General features: G+C 49.1%; 16 protein-coding genes. 1 reads left to right on the top strand and 15 read right to left on the bottom strand.

Features of this window, described 5'->3' with window-relative positions:
- Positions 1-73 precede the first annotated feature (73 nt).
- On the top strand, positions 74-844 hold the full coding sequence (locus GN111_RS03170; RefSeq protein ID WP_170302097.1) for a tyrosine-type recombinase/integrase: 771 nt from the start codon (positions 74-76) through the stop codon (positions 842-844).
- A 218-nt stretch (positions 845-1,062) separates the two neighbouring features.
- On the opposite strand, the gene GN111_RS03175 is transcribed toward GN111_RS03170, so the two are convergent.
- The 15 genes from GN111_RS03175 to GN111_RS03245 form a co-directional block, all read right to left on the bottom strand.
- Positions 1,063-1,317 (bottom strand): helix-turn-helix domain-containing protein, encoded by a 255-nt coding sequence (locus GN111_RS03175; RefSeq protein ID WP_231715661.1) that lies wholly within the window; start codon positions 1,315-1,317, stop codon positions 1,063-1,065.
- A 49-nt stretch (positions 1,318-1,366) separates the two neighbouring features.
- Entirely contained in the window at positions 1,367-3,181 is a 1,815-nt protein-coding gene (locus GN111_RS03180) for an ABC transporter ATP-binding protein (protein WP_155302360.1), read from the bottom strand.
- Entirely contained in the window at positions 3,181-4,116 is a 936-nt protein-coding gene (locus tag GN111_RS03185; protein WP_197740486.1) for an ABC transporter permease, read from the bottom strand. Before GN111_RS03185 ends, GN111_RS03180 begins: the two co-directional genes overlap by 1 nt.
- A gap of 12 nt (positions 4,117-4,128) precedes the next feature.
- Complete coding sequence (locus GN111_RS03190; protein ID WP_155302361.1) at positions 4,129-5,100, bottom strand: ABC transporter permease; 972 nt, start codon at positions 5,098-5,100, stop codon at positions 4,129-4,131.
- Positions 5,101-5,206: 106 nt separating this feature from the next.
- The gene (locus GN111_RS03195; RefSeq protein ID WP_170302103.1) at positions 5,207-6,784 is read right to left on the bottom strand and encodes an ABC transporter substrate-binding protein; all 1,578 of its coding nucleotides are present in this window, start codon (positions 6,782-6,784) and stop codon (positions 5,207-5,209) included.
- Between the two features lie 354 nt (positions 6,785-7,138).
- Entirely contained in the window at positions 7,139-7,855 is a 717-nt protein-coding gene (locus GN111_RS03200; RefSeq protein ID WP_155302363.1) for a FadR/GntR family transcriptional regulator, read from the bottom strand.
- 662 nt (positions 7,856-8,517) lie between these two features.
- Positions 8,518-9,762, bottom strand: a complete 1,245-nt coding sequence (locus GN111_RS03205; RefSeq protein WP_155302364.1) for an MFS transporter — start codon at positions 9,760-9,762, stop codon at positions 8,518-8,520.
- Between the two features lie 258 nt (positions 9,763-10,020).
- Complete coding sequence (locus GN111_RS03210) at positions 10,021-10,815, bottom strand: methyltetrahydrofolate cobalamin methyltransferase (protein WP_155302365.1); 795 nt, start codon at positions 10,813-10,815, stop codon at positions 10,021-10,023.
- Positions 10,816-10,885: 70 nt separating this feature from the next.
- Positions 10,886-11,509, bottom strand: a complete 624-nt coding sequence (locus GN111_RS03215; RefSeq protein ID WP_155302366.1) for a corrinoid protein — start codon at positions 11,507-11,509, stop codon at positions 10,886-10,888.
- Positions 11,510-11,604: 95 nt separating this feature from the next.
- Positions 11,605-12,462: a 3-methyl-2-oxobutanoate hydroxymethyltransferase gene (gene panB / locus GN111_RS03220; RefSeq protein ID WP_155302367.1), complete on the bottom strand. Its 858-nt coding sequence runs from the start codon at positions 12,460-12,462 to the stop codon at positions 11,605-11,607.
- Between the two features lie 312 nt (positions 12,463-12,774).
- Positions 12,775-13,161 carry a RidA family protein gene (locus tag GN111_RS03225; protein WP_155302368.1) on the bottom strand — a complete coding sequence of 129 codons (387 nt, stop codon included), beginning with the start codon at positions 13,159-13,161 and terminating at the stop codon, positions 12,775-12,777.
- A 90-nt stretch (positions 13,162-13,251) separates the two neighbouring features.
- Positions 13,252-14,400 (bottom strand): alanine racemase, encoded by a 1,149-nt coding sequence (locus tag GN111_RS03230; RefSeq protein WP_155302369.1) that lies wholly within the window; start codon positions 14,398-14,400, stop codon positions 13,252-13,254.
- 119 nt (positions 14,401-14,519) lie between these two features.
- Positions 14,520-15,941 (bottom strand): trimethylamine methyltransferase family protein, encoded by a 1,422-nt coding sequence (locus GN111_RS03235; RefSeq protein WP_170302104.1) that lies wholly within the window; start codon positions 15,939-15,941, stop codon positions 14,520-14,522.
- 25 nt (positions 15,942-15,966) lie between these two features.
- Positions 15,967-16,956, bottom strand: coding sequence for a sugar phosphate isomerase/epimerase family protein (locus GN111_RS03240; RefSeq protein WP_155302371.1), 990 nt, complete (start codon positions 16,954-16,956; stop codon positions 15,967-15,969).
- A 475-nt stretch (positions 16,957-17,431) separates the two neighbouring features.
- The gene (locus GN111_RS03245; protein ID WP_170302105.1) at positions 17,432-19,039 is read right to left on the bottom strand and encodes an L-serine ammonia-lyase, iron-sulfur-dependent, subunit alpha; all 1,608 of its coding nucleotides are present in this window, start codon (positions 19,037-19,039) and stop codon (positions 17,432-17,434) included.
- Positions 19,040-19,239 lie beyond the last annotated feature (200 nt).

Consider the following 19,239-nt stretch of genomic DNA (forward strand, 5'->3'; position numbering starts at 1 on the left):
TTGGTCTGACTCTTAGCTTAGCACATTGTCCAGTTTTTGGGGTCCACCGCCACCCATTCGAAAAAAAAATACGGTGCGAGCTTACCGGGCCATCATCGAGCGGTTTATCCAGGAATTTGGTGATGGTCCCGTTGAGCAAGTATCCCCGGAACAGATTCTAACCTACCTGAACCGCCTCACCGAAGGCAACAAACCCTACACCAAGCGGATCCGCTTTTCCCAACTCTCATCATTTTTCAATTTTGTCCGCAATAATATCGATCCCGAGCTCAGGAACCCATGCGACAGGCCCATGATTCGGAAGCTGTATCGGGAGCGGGTGCCCCTGAGGTGGAAAATTATCGAAAAGGAAACTATCGACGAGATTATTTTTCGCACCACCAAGGTTCGCAATCGATTGATCCTTGAACTGATGGCCCGTGGTGGCATGCGCATCGGTGAAGTGCTGAAACTGCAATTGGGTGATCTGCAGGACCGTAAGCTGGTTCTCCGTGAGCCCAAAAGCGGAAAGGAATATGAGTTTGTGTTCATCCCACAGAAAGTGGCGGATCGATTACGTGAATATGCACTGGAGGTGTGCAATGAACCCAGCGATCGGATATTCCCGATTACCTATGAGGCGGCCAGAATGATGGTGATCAAATCCGGCAAGCTGGTCGGAGTCAAACTCAGACCGCATGACCTGCGTCGGCATTCTGCCACCTATGCCAGTCGATCTGGCGTACCTATTGAAATTATTTCAAAAGTCATCCTCCGGCACGCGAATCTTTCGACCACACAAAGGTATCTGGGAACAATCAGCGATGTGGAAGCAATCAGATGGATTGAGAATATTTATGGGTGATGCAAAAAGGGGTGATGCCGGTTTCCGGTTTCACCCCATCAGACTTGCCAGTAAAGATATGCAGAACTAAGCGTTTATTTTTTTGGAAAAAGCAGGCCACAAGATCTTGTATGAAGCGGCCTATCATACTGAAATGTATTTTTATTTCCTATATAGCAGCTATCTGTAATCGGGCACGGGTGAAGGTTTGTTCTGGTAAACAGAAAGAGAACCGACCATCATCGTTTGATGGACATCCCCAAGAAGACGGTAGCTTTGGAGCGATTGCCTTCGGCCAGTCGCAGCGCCCGGCGAATAGCGTTTTTCTCGGCCTCTTCCACCGCCTTTTTAAGTAACACCGGTTCAGAGGAGCTGTCCTCGCCGGCAAAATCTTTGTCCATGCCCCCGGCGCCGAACCATTCGGAATCGATCAACGAGTCGTCGGAAAGCAGTATCTCCAGTTTGGTCATGTTCTTCAGTTCACTAATAACCACAGGCCGTCAGCTTTCACTTTAAAAATCTCGTTCAATCGAGCATCATCTATCACTGTTTGAACTCTTCCTCACTTCTATGGCACTTGATGGTATGCCCATCGTCGAGATTGCGAACAGGCGGAATTTCCAGATCACAGACGCCGGGAATCGATAGCGGGCAGCGATCGAAAAATGGGCAGCCGGTCTCTGTTAGTTTGACCTCCCGATCCATACCCGCTTTCGCCTCCTGGGTCTCAATGGCCTCTTCCAGCCAGCCAACTCGCATTTCCGGTACCGACGCAATAAGCATCCGTGTATAGGGATGATAGGGGGGCGAAAGGACTTGGTCCGTTCCTCCCTGCTCGACTACCTGGCCGGCGTATAGGACGATTATCTCGTCGGCGAAAGAAGCGACCGTGGAAAGGTCATGGCTGATAAAAACGAATGACACCCCGGTCTGTTGACGCAGCTGTTTGAGGAGCTCGATGATGTTGGCACCGACGATAGTATCGAGCGCCGATATGACCTCGTCGCAAAGCACCACCTCCGGTAACGCCGCGAGTGCGCGGGCCAGGTTGACGCGCTGCTTCTGGCCACCGGACAACTCTTCCGGATAGCGACCAGCAAACTCTTGAGGTAAATCGACCATGTGGAGCAGTTCGCCGATGCGCTTTCTTTTTTCGTCACCATTCAACCCCAGGTAGAATTCGATCGGACGGCCGAGGATTCTATCAATTCTCTGGCGCGGATTGAGCGCTGTGTCTGCCATCTGAAACACAAACTGCACTTTCTGGAGCTGTTCACGCGAGCGATGTTTGAGATGGGGCTGTAGGGATTTCCCATTCAGCAACACATCCCCCCTGCTTGCTGGCAAAAGACCGGACATGACCCTGGCCATGGTGGATTTCCCGCACCCGGACTCTCCGATCACACCCACGGTGTGGCCTTTTTTTATGGTCACATTCACATCATGAAGGACCAAAACAGCCGGCATGCCCTCTTTCCGTTTTCCATAACCCGCTGTGATATTGATCAATTCCAGGGCAGGAAGGTCGCACTCGTGCTCTTCTGACAACTTATCGCCCTGACCGGCTGCCGGAGGTGGCCGAACGGCATCCATCAGCCGCCGTGTGTAATCTTGTCCCGGCCTGTTGATGACCTGCTCAGCAGTCCCATGTTCCAAAATTTCTCCCGAGTAAAGCACGACGATGTAATCGGCTATTTGAGCGACAACGGAAAGATCATGGGTCACATAAATAGCGGCCGAACCTTCCTGCTTGATTACGGATTTAAAGGCTTTTAGCACCTCGATCTGGGTCGTGACGTCTAGCGCTGTCGTAGGTTCGTCCAGCAAAAGAAGTTCGGGTTTGCCGCAAAGTGCCATAGCGGCCATTAGCCTTTGCAACTGGCCGCCGGAGACCTGATGCGGATAACGCCTTCCCAGCCATTCCGGATCCGGCAGATCCATGGCTCTGTATAGCATCTCAGCCCGCTGATCTGCCCCTTGCTGGTTCAGATGCCCATGAATCAGGGCCGATTCGGTTACCTGCTCTCCGATCGTCAGCGCCGGATTGAAAGCGGCGGCAGCGCTTTGCGCCACATAGGCCACACGCTGTCCGCGAAGCTGTCTTTTTTCCTCTGCCGGCATAGAGATGATGTCCCGGCCGTCCAACCGGACCTCGCCCCCGGCAAACACCATCCCGGGCTTTGTATACCCCAATGCGGAGAGCGCAATGGTAGTTTTTCCCGAACCCGATTCACCGATAAGTGCTACCACTTCACCGGGCGCAACGCTGAAACTCACTCCCTTGACGATCGGTAACAAGCTGCCATCTTCTTTTCGTGCACTAATCCTGAGATTATCGACTTCCAGCAGTTTGGTCATTAGATCATCCTTTTCGCCAATTTTGAACCAGAATGGGCGGAAATATCGTCAACGATCATGTTGATCGATATCGTCAGCGTGGCTATCGCAAAAGCCGGCACCAGGGGTGCAATCGAACCGTATGGGAGACCAGCAAGGTTCTCTCTTACCATGCTGCCCCAGTCCGACATCGGCGGTTGTATACCCAGGCCGAGAAAACTAAGGCTGGAAATAAAAAGGAGGACCCATACAAACCGTAAACCGAAATCAGTAGCCAGCGGAACCGCTACATTGGGCAATACTTCGCGGGTGATTATCCACCACAGACCCTCACCTCGTACCTGGGATGCTTCGACAAAATCACTGACCATAACTTCCTGTCCCAATGCACGCGCAATACGGAAAACGCTAGCCGCGTAGATAAAACCGGTTAGCACCACCAGAATTGGAATTGTACTGCCGATAGCGGCAATCACGACCAGGCCCAGCATAATGTGCGGCATCGAAACGATAGCATCGTTGACCCGGCTGAGGGACATATCGAGTATACCGCCGCCGACCGCAGCGGCAATGCCCAGCGTCACACCTACGATGTACGCCAGCAACGTCGCGGCGAGCGTGATTGCTATGGTAGTCCTCGCTCCGAAGAGCGTCCGAGACAAGATATCCCGCCCCATGTAGTCGGTGCCGAGAAAAGCGACCTTGCTCGGATTCTGAAAAGTAGTTTCGGGATAACGATTGTCGCTACCAGGTACTATAAACAACGCTTCGTCCAGGATGTCCGCCTCGTGATACGGCGCGATGTAAGGACCGATGAGTGCTAAAATCACCCATGAAACAACAACACAGATGCTGAACTTACCGGTCCAGGAAAACTTCATCCGGCGTCTGGGGGGCGCATCAGGGAGTTCCTCGAACTGCGGCGTTGTGCTGGTTTGATTGACCGTTTTCGACATAATCGATACTCTCTATTTGGGATTCCGTAGCCGGGGATTTGACAGGATTGTGGCCATATCCGCAATAAATATCAAAATGATGTAGGATGCACAGAAAATCATGGCACAAGCCTGGACTAGCGGCATATCCCTGGTCTGCACTCCATCGACCAGCAGCCTTGCCAGCCCCGGATAGGCGAAAATCGTCTCCACAATGACCACGCCGCTGACGAGGTACGCCAAGTTCAGTGCGATCACATTGACGATGGGTCCAATGGCGTTGAACAGTGCATGCCGCAAGATGATTCTCTTGCGAGGCAACCCTTTGAGTATTGCCATCTCAATGTAAGGGGAACTCATCACATTGAGCACCGTGGCCCTGGTCATCCGAATGATTTGCGACGACACCACAATCACTAAGGTAAGGGTCGGCATCACCATCACCTTGAATAGCTGCCAACCGCTTTCATTCCCGCTAATATAGGCAATTGAGGGCAGCCAGCCAAATTTTACGGCCAGCATGAGCACCAGAAATGTGCCGACAAGGAATTCCGGAACCGAAATCAGGCTAAGCGTGGAAAAGGTGACGATACGATCCAGCAGGGTGCCAGGGTACATCGAGGTAACAAGGCCCAGGGTCAACGACAGGGGAATAGCGATCATTGCAACCATGCCAGCGAGGCGCAATGTGTTCCACAATCGGGGAATGATCATGGTGGCAATCGGGGTGCCTATTGTACCCACCCCTGAACCTGCTTTGGAGATACCGAGATCCCCGGTCAGCAGATCGCCCAACCAGAGAAAGTAGCGCAAGTATGCCGGCTGATCCAGGCCAAGATCGGCACGCAACGCCGCCAGAGACTCCGGGGTTGCCATCTGGCCCAGAATAATCTGAGCGACATCCCCGGGAAGCACGCTTGTGCCTGTAAAAATCAGAACGGACACTACCCAAAGCGTAACAATACCCAAAACGACCCGTCGCAGGATGGCTTTTCGTATTAACATTTATTAACCTCTAAACCGCTTTACTGAGTCGCTTTCGCAATAGTTGAAGGGAAAAGGACTGCATGATGAGTTGCATGCAGTCCTTTTCCCTTTAATGAAACGAACCTTAGCTTTCCAACCAGGCGAATTCTGGCCATTCAGATGCCCCCACCGGGCCCAGAGGTTGATTGGGTATGCCGTGAAGCTTGTCGCTGACACCGTCAAGGTTATTCACGAAGCATGGAATTACGAGTCCGCTCTCGTTGTGAACCATTGTCTGCATTTCACAGTACATCGCATGGCGCTTATCAGGATTGGTTTCAGCCAGCGACAGTTTGAGCAGTTCACCAAACCGCTTGTTGTGCCAATGGGTGTCATTCCACGGAGCCCCCGGGCCCAACTGAAGCGCCAACATGCTGTTCGCCGTGGGACGCATATTCCATCCTGTGATATTCAGCGGTTCTTTCAGCCAGACGGCCCCCCAATACCCGTCGACGGGTACTTTCTTGACCTTGAGGTCGAAACCGATCTTTTTCAGGTTTGCCTGCATCATGATAGCCATATCTTCAGAGCCCGAAACCACTGGCGCGACAAAAAGTTCAGCGGAAGAATAACCTGACTTTTTGAGGTGCCACTTGGCCTTATCAGGGTCGTATCCCCGCTGCGGCAATTCAGAGCAATAGTCTTTGCCATACGCAGACGATATTGGCTGGTCATTGCCCACTTGGCCATGGCCCTTGAGAATGGACCGGACGATACGCTCACGATCCTGGATGTACCGCATCCCCATTACGAAATCATAGTTCTCACCAGGAGGCGTGTCCTTGAGGCAGGCGACTCCGCCAAACTGTCCCGATGGTTCCGATATAACATGCACACCGGCAGCCTGATTGATAAGACGGATGGACTTGTTATCAACACGAGCTGCAATTTGCACATCACCTGCAATGAGCGCATTGGTACGGGCGATCGGGTCGGTAATCGCCGTGATTTCCAATGCATCCAGATAGGGACCTTCTCTCCAGTAATTTTCGTTACGGACGTGCACAGATTTCACGCCAGGCTCAAAGGATTTCAGTACAAAGGGGCCGGTCCCATTGCCTTTTTTAAAGTCTGTAGTGCCCTTTTTGGCGATTTTCATTTGATAGATACCGAGAATAATCGGCAAGTCAGCGTTCGGTGTACCCAAGACCGCCTTCACGGTATGGCTGTCGATCTTTTTCCACTCGCTCACCGATTCCATGAGCAGCTTGACCACGGATGTTGATTTTTTCCCGAGATGGCGGTTCAGGCTCCAGACCACGTCATCTGCGGTTAGAGGCGATCCGTCGTGAAAATGCACTCCTTTGCGAATCTTGAATGTGAATTCAGTGGCGGTGCTGTTCGATGACCATTCTTCCGCCAATTCGGGATGCAAGGACATGTCATCGAGGATTTGTATCAGGTTGTTATAGGTGGCCCTGCCCCGCGCGTAATCGATAGTTGATGTTTGGGCAATTGGATCCATCGTGTCATCCGGTCCATGTATGTCGGATGCCATCCTGATGACTCCGCCCTTTTGCGGTGTCGCAGCCAAGGCTTTACCCGATTTCAAGAGTACGCCAGAAGCCGCTGCCGAAAGTCCTAAAGCGCCCATTGCCGCCATAAACTCACGACGATTAATTTTCCCGTCTCGATACATTCCTTGAAACACTTTGATTCCCATAGTTTCATCCTCCATGGTTTTGTGAGATCATTGCCAATGAACTCTAATCATTTTCACCCGCGATATCGTGTTCTGCGGTTAATTTCGTATATCCATTGACGGCACGTTGATACCCGCATGGGCCCTTCTTGGGCAGGGCGCTCACCTCGGCGACCCTATAAGCAGGCTCGTGCTCTGTAAGGATGCGCCTTTCTCGTGAAGACCTTTTTTGTATTAAGACATGGTGTCACCAAATGGAAGAAAAAATTATTAAACAAGATTGGCCATCGGGTGGAAATAGATCCCAGCTCGCTAAATCATCTCAGTCACAACGCCCTGCCGTTTTTTTGGTGCGGACCATTCATTACTCCGGATTTAACTCTTAAAACCACCTCCTTTCTTCAAGTAGGCACTGCCGATTTTGAAATGTTCCAAAATCGCTTCCTGGGTGGAATTTTCGTCACCTCTTTTAACAGCATCGACAATGCTTTTTAGGTTTTTCAGGTTTTCCAGACTGAACGCATCCTCGTTTGAACGATAGATCTGAAAATAGGCCGCAAGGTTGTCAAGGATGGTTCTTAAAATTATACCGTAAATACGGTTGCCGGTCGTTTTGGCCAAGATTAGATGTAAACTTATATCCAACTCTATATATGAATCCCAATCGAGTTTATCATCTTTTGTGAGATCTTCGATCTTTTTAATGATTTCTTCAAGTTTCGCGATATCCCTTTCAGTGGCCAGTTTTGCCGCTTTTCTGGCGACAATACCTTCAATCTCGGAACGAAATTGTACAATGTCCTCCCAGGAGATCTGCTTGGATTTTATCGCCAGCCCCAGGCTCTGGCTTAACTTCTCTGTGGTTGTCACTTTGACAAAGGTACCGGTTGTGCAAATCTCAATTAGCCCTTTTTGTTCTAGAACTCGCAGGGACTCCCGTAAGGTTCTCCGGCTGATGTTGAGGGTTTCAGACAAATTTCTCTCAGCTGGCAGTCGTTCGCCGGGCACCAGTTTACCCGAAAGGATATGGTCTTCTATCTGATCCGCCACTTCTTGATAAATACGATTAGGCCGAACGACCTTATTAAACATTTTTTACCCTCTTACAAAATGCAGAAAACGTCATTTCCACCCGCACTAAAGTCTTGTAAGGTATCCATATAAATCTATAGCTTACGCATGCAGGCACCCATGCGCCTAAATTTGACCCATTTTACGAGTTTCTCAACACTCAGTTGAATCGTGCCATGTGATTTCACTTCAATCTGATGTGTGGGTTAATGGTGTCACCATACATAGCAAGTGTCAAGAAAAAATCCCTAAACACAAATTGATATCCCATTTTGCAGGGTATGCGGATAAACTGAGCGCCATATTTTGGCGCTTCCCAAAGTATTCAGAGCGACATCCATGGCCACATATAAAAAGTAATCGAATGTTGTATGACAATACGGTCCTATCGAACACATACAATCTGCTGTCAATATCAGTGTTCGCATCAAGGTTTCATGAAACTTAATATCGCGTATATCTTCGCAGCAGACAGGAACAAATCGTCAAAGTTGCGATGATCAGTGGATAGTCTACATTTCCAAAACCATATATCGGGGTGAAGACGGTGCATAAATGGTGTCTTCACAGCCGCACTCATATCGACATCAATGCCGAAACAATTTCAGATTATTCGACAAACTTTTCAAGTTGGACCCTGGTTTTCATGCCACAACTGGAGCACCGGTGTTATAAAATCCTTACTAATTGACCTCTCCATCTGTCCTTTGGTCCAAGGCCATGACCACTGGCGAGGTACTTTTCATTGGAACGAAAAGGACCTGTTCTTCCACGGGAACCACATCTACTTTATCCCGCTTCCGCAAGTATAATATGACCACGGCCAATGCGCCGCTGTTCAATCCCCAGAAAACAAAAAGTCCGGCAGGCGAGTCCAGCAGGGTCATCACTACGGATACCAAAAAAGGGCTGACACTGGCACCGATACTGTAAGCAAACAAAAGGTTTGCGCTAACGCCTACCGCTTCGAGCCCACCGCAGACATCGTGAGTTCTGGCTACCGATATTGGATAGACGGTGAACGCGAGGGCGCCGAACAATCCCATTTCTATTACCAATTGCCAAAAAGAAATCTCTCCGACGATGAACATGATCCCGCTAACGACTGTCATTGCGGTGGCGATCACTGCCAAGACCAATGTGCGGTCAAAACGATCAGAAAGGGTCCCGGCGATCCATTGGGCTGCCAGACCGCAAAAAACGGTGATTGACATGATCCAGGACAGCTGGTGAAGCGACAGGTCTATTGAATTGCAATATACCGGTGTCATGGCAAAAAAGGCACTGTTGGTCATACCGGAGGCCAAACACCCCAAAATGCCCAAGGGCACTTTGTGGAAAAGCGACATGAAGCTGGTGGGCTGGGTTTCCGGTAAACGGGGGTGGACCCCTTCGGTAGTGGATACCGGGATGAGGCAGAGTGAAAATACGATTCCCGCTAAAATGAACAGTCCCTGGCCGTAAACATCGGCAACATTCAGCAATTGTTGGCCGATACCGATTCCCATATACATCAATGTCATGTAGATGGAAAATACGCGCCCCCGACGGTCTGATTCGGTGCATTCGTTGAGCCAACTCTCTATGACCACGAACAGACCAAAGATTGTAATGCCGTTAGAAAACCGCAACAGGCACCAAAACCAAGGCGCAATGTACATCCCGTATAGAAGGATTGTTGATGTCGTAAGAGCGGCGAACACAGCAAAGGCTCGGATATGGCCAACCTTTCGTATCAATCGCTGGCAAACGAATGAACCGATCAAAAGACCTGTGAAGTGGCTGGACAAGATTACACCGATAGTGGTTGTAGCGAAGCCTTCCACTGTCATCCGTACACTCACAAGTGTATTCAACAAACCGTTGCCGACCAGGAAAATAAAAGCCGTTAAAAACAGCGAGCTGAAAATTCTGAAGGTATTAACCATCCTGGCCTCTAAAAAATGCAGATGCTTACGGTTGAAAAAAATGTTTGGCGTTAAAATCCACTATCGCTGAGGGTACCTGTCATGGCGTTTCCGGGCCTAACCTTTTTTCAACCTTCCCTCTGGTATACAGGTTTCACTAAGGGCCCTTGCCGCCCGTCTTATTTGATGATTTAAAATTACTGTTAACCCCCACAGATACTATATTTCCATGAATGCCTGTCGTACCGATGCTGATTCCTCAAATCATGAAATATGCGCTTACACAATAACACCGGCCCGGAAGGCCTTGAGGTAGTTCATGCAGAAATTGTCTTTTCCTGCCAGCGCTTCGGCGGCGATGATGTTGGCCATCATCTTTTGGTCCAGCGGGTTGATGATGGCCCCGTCCAGGCCCTTGGCAATGGCCATGGTCATGAAGGTCTGGTTCATGAACTTTCGGGACGGCAAGCCGTACGATATGTTGCTCAGCCCGCAGGCTGTGTGAATGCCCGGAAAGGTTTTTACAATCTGCTCGATGGCGTTGACAAACTCCACCCCGAAGGTGCTGTCCACCGACACCGGCTGCACCAAGGGGTCCACGAAGATGTTCGCCACCGCCACGTTGTTCCTTAAAAGGCCGCCCACCAGTTCGTCGGCGATTTTCATGCGGTCTTCCACGGTCTGGGGCATGCCCGCATCGCTCATGCACAACGCGATCACCTTCATGTCCGTGCCGGCGATGATGGGCATCAGCTTTTCGTAGCGCTCCTTCTCCAACGAGATGGAGTTGATCATGGGGGTGCCTTTGTGCACCGACAACGCCGCTTCGATGGCTGCCGGGTCCGGGCTGTCGATGGCGCAGGGCTTGTCGGTGACCTGCTGGACGGTTTCGACCAGCCATTTGAGGTATTCGGACTCTTTGCCCACGAAGATACCGGCGTTGACGTCGATGTAGTCGGCCCCGGCCTCGGCCTGGTCGACGGCCACCTTCTGGATGGCTGCGCCATCGCCGGCCTCGATGGCCGCCTTGATGGCCTTGCGGCTGGCGTTGATCAGTTCGCCGATGATGATCATGGCTCTGGTTCCTTGGTTGAGGTTCAAGGTTCGGTTTTTTCGTTCACCGTTCACCGTTCACTGGTGGCCGTCAGGCCACCAGCTCTTTGACCAGCTTCACCGCTCCAGGAGCATCGGCGCTGTATCCGTCCGCGCCGATCTGGTCCGCAAAGGCCTGGGTCACCGGGGCGCCACCGATGATCGTACGCGTCGCCATGCCCGCCTCTTTCACCGCCTTGACCGTGCTCTCCATGGCCGGCATGGTCGTGGTCAACAGCGCCGAAAGGGCGATCACGTCGGCGTTCTTCTCCGCCGCACTCTTGACAAAGGCTTCGCTCTCCACGTCCACACCCAGGTCGACGACATCGAAACCGGCCCCTTCCATCATCATGGAGACCAGGTTTTTGCCGATGTCGTGCAAATCGCCCTTGACCGTGCCAATCACCACCGTGCCCTTGCTCTGGCCGCCGCCTTCGCCCAGGTGGGGTTTGAGCAGCTCCAGGCCGGCCTTCATGGCCTGGGCCGCCATGAGCATCTCGGGTACGAACAGCTCCCCGGCGCTGAACTTTTCGCCCACTTCGTCCATGGCGCTGATCAGACCGTCGTTGAGAATGCTGTCGATGGCCGTGCCGGTATCGATTCCCTCCTGGGTCTTGGCTACGACCGTTGCCTCATCAAAGGCCAGTACTGCGTTGAAAATGTCTTGAGTTACCATATTACATCCTCCTCTATTCGTAATTTGTATGGTTATCGGAAATCTTTAAGCGCTGCCTCAATCCTGATCCTGTCACGTCGATCGTTTATTGAAGATTAAGAATACTGTTTTATCAATTCGTTAAATTTTTCGGTCTCTCCTTTAAGCATGTTGTAACAATGTTCATCGGTAGGAAATTTTTTGTCTTTTACATCCTCTACATAGTTACGCATTGCTTGAGTTATAATTTCAGCGACATTTGCGTATTTTTTAACGAATTTCGGGGTGAATGCTGTAAACTGACCGACCAGATCCGAGACGATCAACAACTGCCCGTCACAGGAAGCGCCTGCTCCGATGGAAAGAACGGGAATCGTGAGTTTTTTACTTATAAAGGCAGTTACTTCAGGAGGCACAGCCTCAACCAGAATCATTTGGGCTCCGGCTTTTTCCACAGCCAAAGCATCTTCAATAACTATTTGAGCCGATTCCGAAGTGCGGCCTTGTGCTTTATGACCGCCCAACTGGCCTGAACTTTGCGGTGTTAACCCAATATGGCCGATTACAATTATCCCTGCCTCCACAATGGCTTTGATACGCGAAGCGACTCTTTCACCGCCTTCAAGCTTAACTGCATCAACATCGGCTTCTTTTAGGAAACGGATGGCATTTTGCACTGCATGTTCATCGCCTATCTGGTAGCTACCAAAAGGCATGTCACCAACTACAAAGGTGTTTGGCGCTGCACGTCGGACCGCTTCGCAGTGAATGATGCATTGATCCATAGTCACAGGTACAGTTCCGGGGTAACCGTAAACACACATGCCCAATGAATCTCCCACCAAGATCATGTCCATGCCAGCGGCTTCTGCAAATTGAGCTGTAGGAAAATCATAGGCAGTCAGCCAAGCAATTTTGTGGCCTTCTTTTTTCATTTTGTAAAAATCATGAATCATAGGTTTTTTCTTTTGCATTTCTTATCTCCCTGTTAACGACAAAGAATAATTGTTCCTATTTCGATAAATTGCACCAATATAAAATATGAGTAGTCCTATAGAATCAGTGCACATACATTCTCATGTAAAATTAAGGAAATTGCTTGCCAACAATCAGTGCATAAACACATGAAAGTTTTTAACGAAAGCCGCACCATTTGGTTGCAATTATTCAATCAAGCCACGGTATAGCACTGAATCGATTATTCACTGTAACTAACCGTGATGCGTTAGATAGATGACTGATTCGAAACATATATGGGCAGTCCTTTAAATTAAATTAGTGTTCTCCTAAAGCAGGCTGATTGCTTCAACCTCGAAATTAGCATCTCTAGGAAGCCGGGCAACTTCAACACACGACCGGGCCGGGAAATTTTTATAGAAAAACTCTTCGTAAACATCGTTTACTATAGGAAAATCGTCCATATTTTTTATGAACAATGTGGTTTTAACCACTTTATCAAGACTGCTTCCTGCAGCTTTTAATATCGCTTTTAGGTTCTTCAATGCTTGGCGAATTTCAGCTTTAATATCATTGTTAACCAAATTTCCAGTTGCAGGATCAAAAGCTAGCTGACCTGAAACAAATACCATTTTATCCGTCTTTACGGCTTGAGAATACGGTCCAATTGCTCCAGGTGCATTTTCCGTTTTAATGATCATATGTGCTAATTTCATAATATATTTGTTTACTCCTTCAGTTTAAAAATCATTTTTGATACTAATTCCCTGAATCATGTAATTGCTTTTATCCACATGGAATAGATATCATCGGTTTCGAGCGTCAATAGGACAGCCTTTCTGATCAATTTCTCCATCTGGGCCGATAATGGCGAAATATTCCCAAAGGTTTACAGTAGAGCAGGCGTGCCGGGGAGCAACCAATATATAATCCCCGATATGGAGGTCCGTTCCATGAGGCACCGATACTATTGTATGCTCCTCACTCCAGCCGAGTGCTTCCATGCCTTCTATGCTGAATCCTTCTATTTTCCCTTGATCTATCCCCCATCGTTTATACCCCAGGTTCAGTGTAGCCGTTTTCGGATTGGGTCTATCCATGACCTGCACCAAGATCAGGGCGGCCACATCGAAAGTGTTTGGGATAATCTGATGATACCAAGTATCAAAAAAAATCCAATTTCCCGGAGATAAGATGATATCGGCGTCCATATCAATATGACTCAGGCATTCAAGATCGGGAAGAAAACTTGGTGTACCGCTCATCATCACCCGTGGAACACTAATGTTTCTATTTTCAAACCGGCGGACAGCTTCCGTTAGAATCTCAACAGAAGCCTGAGAGGTTTCACGACGTTTTTTCTCGTCAAAAAAGGCATTATGACCATCATAGGCATGAATACCAAAAAATTTAAATCGCTCGTTTTTTTTGGTCAAATTATACAGTCCAAGAGCACCTTCGGGATCGGTGCCGGTCCGATTCATTCCAACGTTTAGATCAATAAAGAAATGCCACTGTATATCGTACTTTTCGGCTGCCTCCGACAGATATGTGGCATGGTCCTGATGTGCGGCCTGCACAATTATCCTTTTGTCAGGATTTCCTTTGACCAGAGATGCAATATGGTCCGCTTCGGCAGGTAGCAGTGGATACGCAATAAAAATTGTTTCAACCCCGGAATCAATCAGCATCTCGGCTTCCATTGGTGTGGCTTTAAACCCTTGGAAACCAGCTGTCATCAGCTCACGGGTAACCCATTTTGACTTGTGCGTTTTAACGTGAGGCCAAATATTTTTGATAGGGAAACCCGGTGACACCAAGTCAAGTAACTTACCCATCCGCTTGATATTGAAGTCAAATCGGTCACGAAACAACAGTAGGCAGGGTGTAGTTAACTCACTGAGCGCCGATATCTTGTAAGGTTTTTCTGAAAGGGAGTGAATAGCAAAGTCCATAATTTTCACCTAAATAAACTTGTCAGCAGTCATACGATTTAATTAAATTTTATGTCCTAGTTGCCGAGAATAATTTCACTATAATTTTTTGTTTTGTCTTCATTCTGACTCTCCCCTGATTAATAATAATTAATTTTATCTATTAAGGGTTGATCAACCCCTTGCCGAATGAGAAAATTTTCCAGTTCGAAATGAAGCATCTGATCCATAGTCGGTGGTTCATATGCATCCAGCATAAATATCTCTTTGGCGGCTATGTTTTTTAAAAACGTTTCTTCCTGTAATCCGCCGTCACTTTTGCCCCGAACTCCGATCGATGAATTCCACGATTGTGTCCGGCACTTTTGCAAGGTGTCCATTGTGGTGAGGAACTGACCTCCCGGTCCGACTGATCGAATCAGTTCCAGGTTTAACGTTTGAGGGTCAACCGCGGCATCATTGAGGTAGTACTGCACCATATCGATGATTTCTATGTCCATGATAAACTTCTCATACGAAATGGCTGAATAGCTATCCAGAATTCCTGCGCTGTGGACGACAAAATTCACCCCATTTTGAAATGTCGCCAGCATATTCAGCATACTCTCGTAACCGCTTTGCGGGGATAGGTAGGCAGCATCGGTCAGAGCACCACCGCAACGACTGGGCAGGTGATACATGCGCGCAAGTGCCGCGGCATATTTGGCTTGTAGAGCGTATGCTGGCGAACCGATTGAGATGTTGCCGGTCTTCAAATCGGCGCCCAGGCATTGAAGACCGAAGATTACCGGTGTTCCAGGTTGGATCATCTGGACGATAGCAATGCCTGCCAGGGCTTCGGCGGTAGCCAGAGCGATGTTGGCAGCCAGATCAATGGGCCCGGTGGTCCCAGCAGCTGGAGAGGGTGAAATGACCAACGGCTGGTTGTGACGTGCCGCAATCATCATCGTATCTAGTGCCATTTCGTCAATCTGCAATGGGCTGATTAAGTTGACCAATGAAAGAATGTGCGGCCGGGCAGCAAACTTTTCTAAACCACCGAAGGCAATGGACGCCAATTCAATAGCGGTTTTCAGTTGTGTGGCGTTTCCCGGAACCCCCATGAGGCACTTGTCCGAGGATACCAGTGTGGCGTAGATCATGAGCAAATGGCTCATATCTATAGGAATGTCTGAGGGCTGCGCCAGAATGCCGCCGTTGATGCTGAAATGCGGGCACTGGTGGACCAATTTGGCCATACGGACATAATCCGCCATCACGGCATTGCGACGCGAGCCGTCTATTCTGCAAATTGTCGGGCATCCGTATCCGGGGGCACAGTTCACTCTGTTCCCGCCAATGATCATGTCATGGCAAGGGTTGCGGGCGTGCAGCGTGAACGAGTCCGGTGCTCGCCGGACCGCGTCCATGACCGTATCAGGCTTAAAATAGACCGTTTTATCTTTGACCGATACACCGTGTTCCTTGAGCATGTCTATCAATTCGGCATGGTGCAGAATGATACCGACATGTTCCAGTATGCGTAAGGCTTGGAGATGGATGGCGGTTAATTTCTCTTGCATCTTCATTTCTCCATATTGAAAATCGTCAGCCGCCCTGGTAATCGTCTCTCAGACGTTTGACATACTCTACGCTGGCCGCCACAGACCGCTCCTGCCAGGCAATCAGCTGGTCCAAATCGCCCTCATCAACCAGATTGGCATTCTCCTGCCACGCATAGGACTTGAATCCATCTTTCTTGGGTTTCAACAGGTGCGGCGCAACGACTGTCGGATTGAAAGGGGGCGGGACTACGACGAAGGGACCCTCGCCCAGTGAGGCGCCCTCTCCCTTGGCCTGTTCAACCCTGAATGGCGCTAAATAGCCGTAACAGACTTCTATGTTTATCCGGCTCAAATCGGTTTCTTCGGCCAATATACGGTAGCATTCTGCCAAATCGATAGCACCGCTGCCCAAGGGCACGCCGACGATCATCGGCATGCCGTTGACTTCGATCACCAAGTGATCCTTGAAGTGAGAGGAAACCGCTTTGGGAGCCATATTGCGAACTGCCATAACGGGATCTTCCCACAGCATCATGGAATTGCCAGTGTCTATGTGGGCACCGACAACCGGACTGCCGATCGCTTCGATCACGCGCAGGATGTCATCAGAGCTTTCATATTCGTGGTTCTCGTATGCGATCCGCACCCCTGCGTCGGCAAATGCAGGGGCCACTTCCTTAAAATCACGAATCGCCTGGGCCATCTCCTGTTTGACATCCCCGCCGAAGCTTGAATAGGTTCTGAGACGATCCGCACCCAAAGATGTACATATTTCCAGATAATGGCGGAGCTTCGCCGGGGCGGTGCCACAGGCATCCAATTCTATGAACAATCCCAAATCTTCGCACAAGGCGCGAATCTGTCGAAGGTTCTCTTGAGAATCGTCTTTCAGGTGCCCCAAGTCATCACCTTCTATGTTGATCTCGACACCGTCGAGTCCAAGTTCTTTGGTTTTCCTTATGAATGAAAAGAGATCCATCTTACCGAATGAAAAAGAAAGGTGGTAGCTGAATGACTCCAGGCCTATTAGCATTTTGCCTCCATTACAATGATGACCGAAACGGTCGATAAAAACGCGGTCCACGCCGCCAATATCGTGCCTATTATAGCTGTATAGGCGTATCTATTAAACTAACGAAACAATAAGGAAACCCTCTCTGTTACCGTAATTAGTGAATCTATTAATCACGGTACCCTTTCGAGCGTATTTATGTATGATGTTTTGGTGTCACCATACAACACAAATGTCAAGCAAAATTTAGCTGCTCCCACACTTGGAAGCGGTATGGAAAAGGCACTCTAAAGGGCCGGTTTTATACCCAATATGGCTGGCCCGAAAGTTAGTTCTATGAGCTGTTTTTCACATCACATGAATCAACGATCAACCGGGATCGCACTTTTTCCTTTTACGTAATCTGACAATGAATCGAGAACATCGCCTGGCTACACCCCGGGGGTGTGCTCGCTCTTTTTAAATGTCGGTTCAACAAGATCTTGAACTTTTGCACTCAATCGTCAAAGGCCATGGTTAAATCGATTGATTCTTCAATTCTCTTTCCAGTAGGGGTTATGCAAAGCCCCCCCCTTCCGGTGCATTTCAGTTCAGGCGCAAGCATGTCACCAATACTCTGCATGGCTGCGATAACTTCGTCCAGGGGGATACAAGGGTCAAAGCCAGCCAATGCCATATTGGCAGAAACCAAAGCCGTGGCCGCACCACTTGCATTTCTGGCAACGCAAGGAACGTTGCCTACGCCTGCTACCGGATCGCATACAAGGCCAAGAAGGTTTTGGAGTGCCAAGGCGGCAGCAGCAAATCCCTGCTTCACACTTCCGCCGAGAAGCTGAACAACAGAAGCAGCAGCCATGGCGCTGGCAGATCCTATTTCTGCCTGACAAGCAGCTACTTCAGCAGCAAATGTCGCCCGGTGATCAATAAAAACACCGATTAATCCTCCTACCAGCAAGGCTTTTTCAATCTCCAGGTCTGTTTTTCCCAATTCTTCTCCCACAGACACGACAGCGCCCGGCAGAACCCCGCTTGAACCACCAGTGGGTGCAGCCACAATAAGGCCGTTGCAGATATTATATTCCATAATACTGCTGGCCCAGAGGGAGGCCCTATTCAGAAGACCAAGATCTACTTGTTTTACAGATTTCGAGGATATTTTCCGGTTCATCTCTATCCCCTGGGGGGGCAGAAATCCGCGGTGTCTGTATCCGCCAGCAATGGCCTTGTAGGCGGATGAACGCATAATCGACAGGATTTCAGACGTCATTTTCAAAACATCGTCTATACTGGTGCCGCTGATACTCGATTCATATGCTGCCGCAAGCCTCCAAAGCTCATCTATCTTATTTTTTTTTGCATAAGCGTATGCATCCGTTGCCCCTGTAAAAGGCACCTTGCAGTTCATTTTTTTTATGACAGGAAGAATAGGCCTAAAATAGAGCGAGTCATCTGCGCCGACAGCAGCCTTAAGGGCTTTTTGAAATTCTTTGTCATCCATCCAGTCCGTTTTCAGGTTAACCAGTGCCGGTTTCCCTTCTTGCCCCGGAACTATGTGGATTCGGTATCCGATCTTGAAAGTATTCAAAAGCTTTTGGACCTCAAGGACAACGTTTTCCGGCTCCTTGCTGAAGATAACGAATTCATGGCAATCTCCCTTGAAGTTGATTCCATATCCCTGGTATTTCGTAATCTCAAACATTCCACCGCCGGTTGAAGCAGCCTCGACGTCAAGGACATAACCACTTTCGGTAGTTATCTTTATATGCGCAAAATTCGGATGCAGATCGCAGCCCAAATTTTTAATGATGAATCTGTGTTGAATCCCTTTTTCATTTGCTGTAATCAAAGAACGTTTTATTTTTTTATCTCTGATGGGAATGCCCATAATACCGCCGATGAAACCATAATCTGATCCCTGTCCTTCATAAGTTGCGGCGAACGACCCTAAAGTATCGAAGGTAATTTCTATATCTTCTGGATCATCCGGCAGCATATTATGGCACATCATCCCAATGCGGGCAGGCCCGGCTGTGTGTGAGCTTGATTGGCCGATCATAATGGGGCCGAAAACCTCGTTGAAAATACTAGCATTGTAGACGCACATTTCTCCCTCTTTGCAGATTATAAGGATTCCCGATATCTGCATTCCTTTCGAATTTAATATTTCCCCATACCCGAATCCTGGCTTTCCAGGAAGCCGCCAACTCTTCGGGTGATAGCATTTCAAGGTAACCGTTTCTTCTATCTGTCAAACCACTTTAAAGGGGCACTGTTCGTTCTCTATCATTTTATCACGATCGCCCC

The organism is Desulfosarcina widdelii, from assembly GCF_009688965.1.
Classification (GTDB): domain Bacteria; phylum Desulfobacterota; class Desulfobacteria; order Desulfobacterales; family Desulfosarcinaceae; genus Desulfosarcina; species Desulfosarcina widdelii.